The following is an 8,115-nucleotide window of genomic DNA, read 5'->3' as shown; positions in this document are numbered from 1 at the left end:
CACAACGACCACATCGGCGCCGCCCGCGACCTCGCCCAGGCCGTCGGCGCCCCGATCCACATGAACCCGGCGGACCAGGTCCTCTGGGAACAGGTCTACCCCGGCACGAAACCGGACCGGGAGATCGCGGACGGGGACGAGTTCCCGGTGGGTGGGGCGGTGCTGCGGGCCATCCACACCCCCGGCCACTCACCCGGGTCCACCTGCTTCCACCTCGAAGCCGAGGGGACCGTGTTCACCGGGGACACCCTGTTCAACGGCGGACCCGGCGCGACCGGACGGTCCTACAGCGACTACCCCACCATCCTGGCCTCCATCCGCGAACGGCTCCTGCCCCTCCCGGCCGAGACCGTCGTCAGGACCGGACACGGGGAGAACACCACCATCGCCGCCGAACGCGAAACCCTCGCCAAGGCGGCCCAGTAACAGGTGACACAGTAAAAAAGAATGACAAGATCGCCACACCTAAGGCGCGCCAGGAACGCCTGGCGCGCCTTAGTGGCGCTCAAAACAGGCTCGAAAAGCAGCCGGTAAGGAAGTTGGAACAATGAAGTTCGGGAAGCAGCCCGCCCCCGTCGCGGACATCAACGAGGACGAGCTCGAAGTCCACAAGCCGAAGACCGGAGCCGCCGGCGTCAAGGCCGTGATGGTGGCGCTGGAACGTGCGGTGGCGCAGGCCGGCGTCACCCGCACGGCGCAGTCGCTCCTGCGGCTCAACCAGCGCGGCGGCTTCGACTGCCCCGGCTGCGCCTGGCCGGAATCGGACAAGAAGCGCAAGGCCGCCGAGTTCTGCGAGAACGGCGCCAAGGCCGTGGCCGAGGAAAACACCCTGCGGACCGTGGGGGCGGAGTTCTGGGCAAAGCATTCCATCGCTGAGCTGGCCGGGAAGACCGAGTACTGGCTGGGGAACCAGGGCCGGCTCAGCGAACCGGTGGTCATCCGGGAAGGGGAGACGCACTACTCGCCGATCTCCTGGGCGGATGCCTTCGGGCTGATCGGTGAGCACATCCGGGCCAGCACCCCGGACCGCTGCGTCTTCTACACCTCGGGCCGCACGGCCAACGAGACCGCGTTCATGTACCAGCTGTTCGCCCGGTCCCTGGGCACCAACAACCTACCGGACTGCTCCAACATGTGCCACGAGTCCTCCGGGTCAGCGCTGAACCCGACCATCGGCATCGGCAAGGGCACGGTGTCGCTGGAGGACATCCATGACGCCGAGCTGATCTTCGTGGTGGGGCAGAACCCGGGCACCAACCATCCCCGCATGCTGTCGGCGCTGAAGGAATGCAAGGACAAGGGCGGCAAGGTGGTGGCGGTAAACCCGCTGCCCGAGGCCGGCCTGTTCAACTTCAAGGACCCCCAGACGCTCTCCGGCGTGGTGGGCGGTGGCACGCCGCTGGCCGACGAATACCTGCAGATCAAGGTGGGCGGGGACCTCGCCCTGTTCCAGGCCCTCGGCCACCTGCTGCTGCAGGCCGAGGAAGAAAACCCGGGGACCGTCGTCGACCGTTCCTTCATCGAGGCGCAGACGGACGGCTTCGACGCGTACCGGGACGCCCGCCGGGAACTGGACTGGGAAGAGACGGAGCAGGCCACCGGCCTGCCCCGGAAGCAGATCGAGGACGTGGCCGCGATGCTGGTGGCGTCCAAGGCCAGCATCTTCTGCTGGGCACTCGGCGTGACCCAGCAGCCGCACTCGGTGGACACCATCAAGGAAATGGTCAACGTCCTGCTGCTGCAGGGCAACTTCGGCAAGCCCGGCGCCGGCGCCTGCCCGGTGCGCGGACATTCCAACGTCCAGGGCGACCGGACCATGGGCATCTGGGAGAAGCCCAAGGGATCGCTGCTGGAGGCCCTCGACAAGGAATTCGGCATCGAGTCCCCGAGGCACCACGGCCATGACGCCGTGGAGTCCATGGAGGCGTTCGAGCGCGACGAGGTGGACGTGTTCGTGTCCATGGGCGGGAACTTCTCGCTGGCCTGCTCGGATACGGAGACCCTGGAAGCCGGGATGCAGCGGATCGGCCTGACCGTGCACATCTCCACCAAGCCCAACCGGTCCCACATCGTGCACGGCCGGACCTCGCTCATCCTCCCCACGCTGGGCCGCACGGACAAGGACGACAAGCACCCCAAGGGCGCCCAGTTCCTGTCCGTGGAGGACTCCATGTCCGTGGTCCACTCCACCCAGGGACGGCTCGAGCCGGTGTCCGAGCACCTGCTCGCCGAGCCGGTCATCGTGGCCCGGATGGCCGAGGCAACCTTCGGCCCCGGCCATCCGGTGGACTGGAAGGCCATGGCCGAGGACTACGACGTGGTCCGGGACCACATCTCCAGGGTCCTGCCGGGGTTTGAGGACTTCAACGCCCGCGTCCGGACGAAGAACGGCTTTGTACTGCCCAACCCGCCCCGGGACACCCGCTCCTTCAAGACAGACATCGGCCGCGGCCGCTTCACCGTCAGCCCGCTGGAGTACCTCACGCCCCCGGACGGGCACCTGGTGCTGCAGACCATCCGCAGCCACGACCAGTACAACACCACGTTCTATGGCCTGGACGACCGCTACCGCGGGATCTCCGGCGGCCGCCGCGTGATCCTGGTGCACCCCGAGGACCTCGCCGAGCAAGGCTTCAAGGACCGCGACCTCGTGGACGTGGTGAGCACCTTCCAGGGCGCCGACCGCCGGGCCGAGAAGTTCCGGCTGGTGGCCTACCCCACGGCCAAGGGCTGTGCCGCGGCGTACTTCCCCGAGGCCAACGCACTGGTCCACAAGGAAAACGTGGCCCGGGTGTCCAACACCCCCGGTTTCAAGGCCATGTTCGTCCGCTTCGAGCCGCACGCCGGCGGGGTTGTGGAGCAGGCTGCGTTGGCGGCAGCCACTCCGTCCTGACCTCTTCTTAACCAAGAACGACGGCGACACTCCGGAAATCCGGTGTGTCGCCGTCGTCCCCAACCGCCCGCTAACCTCGCAAGCTCGGCCAGGGAACCCTGCGGTCGTGGCCCCAGGCCTAAAGAGGGTCAGGACGGCTCAAGAGCGGCCGGGCGTCAGCCGCGGAGGCGCTCCATGCCCGGGTCGAACAGCGGCTCGGCGCTGACCGTGGCGGGGATGCGGCGGCCGAAGTACTCGATCTCCACGGCGTCTCCTTCGGACACCGTGGCGGGCAGCCAGGCGTAGGCGAGCGGCTTGCGGATCGAGTAGCCGTACGCGGCGCTGGTGACGTAGCCGGATGCTACCCCGCCCACGTACACGGGTTCCTTGCCCAGCACGATGGAGGTGCCGTCGTCGACTGTCAGGCAGCGCAGCACCTTCTCCGCCGGCTGTTCCTTGAGTGCTGCCAGCGCCTCGAAGCCCACATAGCCCTCCTTGTCCTTCGCCACCGAAAAGCCGAGGCCGGACTGGTACGGGTGGTGCTCGGTGGTCATGTCCGTGCCCCAGAGCCGGTAGCCCTTCTCCAGGCGCAGGCTGTTGAAGGCGCCGCGGCCGGCAGCGATGATGCCGTGCTCCCGGCCCGCCTCGAAGAGCAGGTCCCAGAGCTTCAGGCCATACTCGGCGGTGGTGTACAGCTCCCAGCCGAGCTCGCCCACGTAGGACAGGCGCATGGCCGTGACGGGGATGCCGCCCACCGAAATTTCCTTGGTGCGGAAGTACTTCAGGCCGTCGTTGGTGAGGTCGTCGGTGCTGACCTTGCCGATGACTTCGCGCGCCAGGGGGCCCCACAGGCCGATGCAGCAGGTGCTGCCGGTGATGTCCGTGACGTGCACCCACTGCGCCGGATCGGCGGCCGACTGCTGCCGGGCTTCGACGCGCAGGTAATCGAAGTCCACGTTGCTGTTCACGCCGAGCTGGAAATCCTCCTCCCCGAGCCGGGCGACGGTCACGTCGCTGCGGATGCCGCCGACGTCCGCCAGCAGCAGGCAGTAGGTCACCGCGCCGGGCTTCTTGGCGATGTTGCCGGTGCTCAGCCGGTGCAGCAGCGCCTGGGCGCCGGGGCCGTTGACGGCCAGCCGCTTCAGCGGTGTCATGTCGTAAAGCGCGACGGCGGTGCGCGTCTTCCACGCTTCGGCCGCCGAAATGGGGGAGGAGAACATCGCGGACCACTCGTCCCGCTCGGGGGTCTGCCACTCGGCCGGCAGTTCTTCCAGCAGGGGGCGGTTGGCCTCAAACCAGTGCGGCCGCTCCCAGGCGGCGGACTCCAGGAAGAACGCGCCGAGTTCCTTCTGCCGGACGTTGAACGGGCTGACGCGCACGTTCCGCGGGGATTCCTTGGGCTGCAGCGGGTGCAGGACGTCGTAGATCTCCACGAAGTTCTGCTGCGAGGTCTCGCTGACATACTCGTCGCTGGTCTGCACCTTCTCGAACCGGGTCAGCTCGCAGCCGTGCAGGTCGGTCTCCGGCTGGCCGTCGATGAGGAGCTCGGCCATGGCCTTGGCGACGCCGGCCGAGTGGGTCACCCACACGGCCTCGGCGACGAAGAAGCCGTCCAGGTCCGGCGCCTCGCCCATAAGCGGGCCTCCGTCCGGGGTGAAGGAGAAGATGCCGTTGAAGCCGTCCTGGATCTGGGTGGAGTGCAGGGCCGGCAGCAGGTCCTGGCAGTCCTCCCACGACGGCGCGAAGTCCTCCAGGGTGAAGTCAAGGCGGGAGGGCATCCGGTGCTCGGACATCTCCTCCGCGCCAATCCGCGGCAGCTGCTCCATGTCCACGGGCATGGGCCGGTGGGCGTAGCTGCCGATGCCGATCCGGTCGCCGTGCTCACGGAAGTACAGGTCGCGGTCCTGGTAACGCAGGATGGGCAGGCGGGCCCCGTTCGGCAGTTCGTTGTGGCCGCGCAGTTCCTTCAGCGGCGTGGTCTTGACGTACTGGTGGGCGAGCGGCAGCAGCGGCACCTTGAGCCCGATGAGCTTTCCGATTTCGCGGCCCCAGAAGCCTGCGCAGGACACCACGATGTCGGCCGGAATCACCCCGGAAGACGTCTCGACGCCGGTGACCTTGCCGCCCCACTGCGAGATGCCTGTGACGGTGGTCGAACCGAGGTAGGTCACGCCGGCCTCGCGGGTGCGGCTGATGAGCAGCTGCACGGCACGCGCGGCCGAGGCCAGGCCGTCGCTGGGGACGTGCAGGCCGCCCAGGATGCGCCGCCCGTCGGCCAGGGCTCCGCTGTTCAGCAGCGGGTAGTGCTTCTCGCACTCGTCAGCGTCAATGATCCGGCCCTCCACGCCCCAGGAGGTGGCGTAGCCGAGCTTCCGTTTGAGGTCCTCGAGACGGGCTTCGGTGGTGGCCAGTTCCAGCCCGCCAAGCTGGTTGAAGCAGGACGCCCCGCCGTCGGTGAGGGAGAGCAGCTTGCTCACCGTGTAGCTGGCGAATTCCGTCATGGTCTTGGACGGGTTGGTCTGAAAGACGAGGCCCGGGGCGTGCGAGGTGGAGCCGCCGGCCAGTTCCAGCGGGCCCTGTTCGACGACGGTGATGTTGTTCCAGCCCCGGCTGGCCAGTTCGTCCGCGAGGTTGGTGCCGACAATGCCGGCGCCGATGATGACGACGCGTGGTGATGCGCTCATGGTGTGTGGTTCTCCTGGGTCGCGTTAGCGGGAAATTAACGGAATACGACGGTGCGGGTCTTGTTGAGCAGGACGCGGTGCTGGCAGTGCCATTTCACGGCGCGGGAGAGCGCCTGGGTCTCCGCGTCCCGGCCCACTGTCACCAGCGCGTCCGGATCGAGGACATGGTCCACCCGGAGGACTTCCTGTTCGATGATGGGGCCTTCGTCGAGGTCCGCGGTGACGTAGTGGGCGGTCGCACCGACCATTTTTACCCCGCGGTCGTAGGCCTGGTGGTACGGCTTCGCGCCCTTGAAGCCGGGCAGGAACGAGTGGTGGATGTTGATGGCCCGCCCGCTCAGTTGGGTGGTCAGGTCGTTGGACAGCACCTGCATGTAGCGTGCCAGCACCACCAGATCGGCCTCGTATTCGGCCACCAGTTCCAGCAGCCTGGCCTCGGCCTCCGGCTTGGTGCCGGGCGTCACCGGCACGTGGATGAAGGGCAGCCCGGCCGCCTCGGCCATGGGCCGCAGGTCCTCGTGGTTGGAAACCACGACGGCGATCTCCGCACCCAGGCTGCCAGCTCGCCAGCGGAAGATGAGGTCGTTCAGGCAGTGGCCGAACTTCGACACCATGACCAGCAGCCGCTGCGGGCGGCCGTCGTGGATACTGAAGTCCATGCCGAACTCCCCGGCGATGGCTGCGAACTCAGAGCTGATGCTCTCGGCGGTCTGCTGGCCGGGGTCCTGCTGGTTGAGTCCCTCGAAACCGAACGCGGTGCGCAGGTAGAGGTTGCCGCTGACGTGGTCGTCGAACTGCTGGTGCTCCACGATGTCGAAGCCGCGGTCGGCCAGGAACGTGGTGATGGCGCGGACGATGCCGGGCCGTTCGGGGCAAGCCAGTGTGAGGACAAATTCAGCGCTACGGGCTTTGGCACTGGCACCGGCTGCGGGCGCGCCTTCAAGGACTGTGGACAAGGTTTTCTCCTAGGGGTAACAGCAGCGATGCAGTGGCAGAGCGGGGCGGGTCAGATGTGGCCGTTCGCAGTCAGCCCAGGCGGAAGGTTGGGTGCCTCCTCGGATTCGATGACCATGATGTCGCCGTCCACCACGGTGACCTCGTGTGTGCGCACGGGAAGTTTGGCCGGCGGGGCATCAACCTGCCCGGTCCGGAGATTGAATTTCGACGCGTGCAGCGGGCACTCGACCTCGCAGCCTTCCACCCAGCCATCGGTCAGCGAGGCGTCCTGGTGGGTGCACGTGTCGTCAATGGCGAAGAGCTCGCCGTCCTCAGTGTGGAAGACCGCGATGGGCGGCGCAGTATTCAGGCGCAGGGCTTCCCCTGGTGCCAGTTCACTGAGCGGGCATGCCTTGTGCATGGGGGCCTCTTTTCTTGTTGGAAAGGGTCTATATGTATGGCTGACGATGTATGGCTGACGGTGTGTTCCGAATAGCTCAACAGACGTCGTAATATGCAACAGAGTGCTTTCGATCACACTGTTTTGTCAAGGCCTTGGGACCCGATTACGTTCCTCTTCTTTATTGAGTCCTTCTCCCCTTGACAGTCACCGTGGCATGGATCACGCTGTTGCATATAGCGATTGTTGTTGCGCTAAAAGCAATAGAAGGAGGGTGAAGAAATGCAGACACTTGCGATCGTCGGAGCCTCGCTGGCCGGTCTTTCGGCCGCGCGGGCAGCCCGGGCCCAAGGCTTCACCGGACGGCTTGTCATCATCGGCGATGAAGAGCACCGTCCGTACGACAGACCGCCGCTCTCCAAGGACTTCCTGCTGGGATCCATTACGGCCGAGGACCTGTCCCTGGAAACCGAAACTGACGACCTCGATGCCGAATGGCTGCTGGGTACACGTGCCGTGTCCCTGGACGCTGATTCGAAAATCATCAGCCTGGCCAACGGCCGGGTGGTCCAGGCCGATGGCATCGTGATCGCCACCGGTGCACGGGCCCGGCAGCTGCCTGCCTTGGCCGGCCTAAGCAACGTCTTCTCCCTGCGCACCCTCGCCGACGCGCAAAGCCTGGCGCCCGAACTCGTGCCGGGAAGCAGGATGGCCGTCATCGGGGCGGGCTTCGTCGGCGCCGAGGTTGCCTCCGCCGCCGCCTCCCGCGGCATGGACGTCACCTTGGTTGACACCAAGCCGGTACCCTTTGCGGCCCAGCTGGGCACCGAGATGGGCTCGGTAGTGGCCGGCCTGCACACCGCCAAAGGTGTCCGGCTCATCTCCTCCGCCGTAGTTGAGGACTTCTACGCAGGCGAAGGAAACGTGACCGGCCTGCGGCTGGCCGACGGGACGTTCGTGGCCGCGGACGTGGTGGTGGTCGGCATCGGAGCCGAAGCCAACGTTGAGTGGCTGGCCGGTTCGGGGGTTGAGGTCGACGGCGGTGTGTTGTGTGATGCGATGGGCCGCACCAGCGTTCCGGGGATTGTGGCGGTGGGGGACTGTGCTGCCTGGTTTGATGCTGCGGTGGATCGGCACCGGCGGGTGGAGCACTGGACGGGTGCTTTGGAGCGGGCGGCGCTGGCGGTGCAGGCGCTGCTGGACAGTGATTCCCCGGCGCAGCC

Annotated in this window: 6 protein-coding genes; 3 read left to right on the top strand and 3 right to left on the bottom strand. The window is 66.9% G+C overall.

Features of this window, described 5'->3' with window-relative positions; genetic code table 11:
* Both AC1DFE_RS23445 and AC1DFE_RS23440 read left to right on the top strand, forming a co-directional pair.
* The coding region (locus tag AC1DFE_RS23445) for an MBL fold metallo-hydrolase (protein WP_476908234.1) at positions 1-426 on the top strand (426 nt) is incomplete at its 5' end.
* Positions 427-547: 121 nt separating this feature from the next.
* Positions 548-2,893 (top strand): FdhF/YdeP family oxidoreductase, encoded by a 2,346-nt coding sequence (locus AC1DFE_RS23440; protein WP_476908233.1) that lies wholly within the window; start codon positions 548-550, stop codon positions 2,891-2,893.
* A gap of 155 nt (positions 2,894-3,048) precedes the next feature.
* Here AC1DFE_RS23440 and AC1DFE_RS23435 read toward each other — a convergent pair whose 3' ends face one another.
* Genes AC1DFE_RS23435 through AC1DFE_RS23425 form a run of 3 tightly spaced genes read right to left on the bottom strand, consistent with a single transcriptional unit; the run spans position 3,049 to position 6,913 of the window.
* Entirely contained in the window at positions 3,049-5,556 is a 2,508-nt protein-coding gene (locus AC1DFE_RS23435) for a GcvT family protein (RefSeq protein ID WP_476908232.1), read from the bottom strand.
* Between the two features lie 35 nt (positions 5,557-5,591).
* Positions 5,592-6,512 (bottom strand): formyltetrahydrofolate deformylase, encoded by a 921-nt coding sequence (purU, locus tag AC1DFE_RS23430; protein WP_476908231.1) that lies wholly within the window; start codon positions 6,510-6,512, stop codon positions 5,592-5,594.
* 50 nt (positions 6,513-6,562) lie between these two features.
* Entirely contained in the window at positions 6,563-6,913 is a 351-nt protein-coding gene (locus AC1DFE_RS23425) for a bifunctional 3-phenylpropionate/cinnamic acid dioxygenase ferredoxin subunit (RefSeq protein ID WP_476908230.1), read from the bottom strand.
* Between the two features lie 261 nt (positions 6,914-7,174).
* Here AC1DFE_RS23425 and AC1DFE_RS23420 point away from each other — a divergent pair.
* Positions 7,175-8,115 (top strand): NAD(P)/FAD-dependent oxidoreductase (locus AC1DFE_RS23420; RefSeq protein WP_476908229.1); only part of this gene is annotated, 941 nt, incomplete at its 3' end.

The organism is Arthrobacter sp. 05T423, assembly GCF_056396245.1.
Note: the sequence above shows the minus strand (reverse complement) of the source record. Positions and strands in the feature narration are given on the sequence as shown.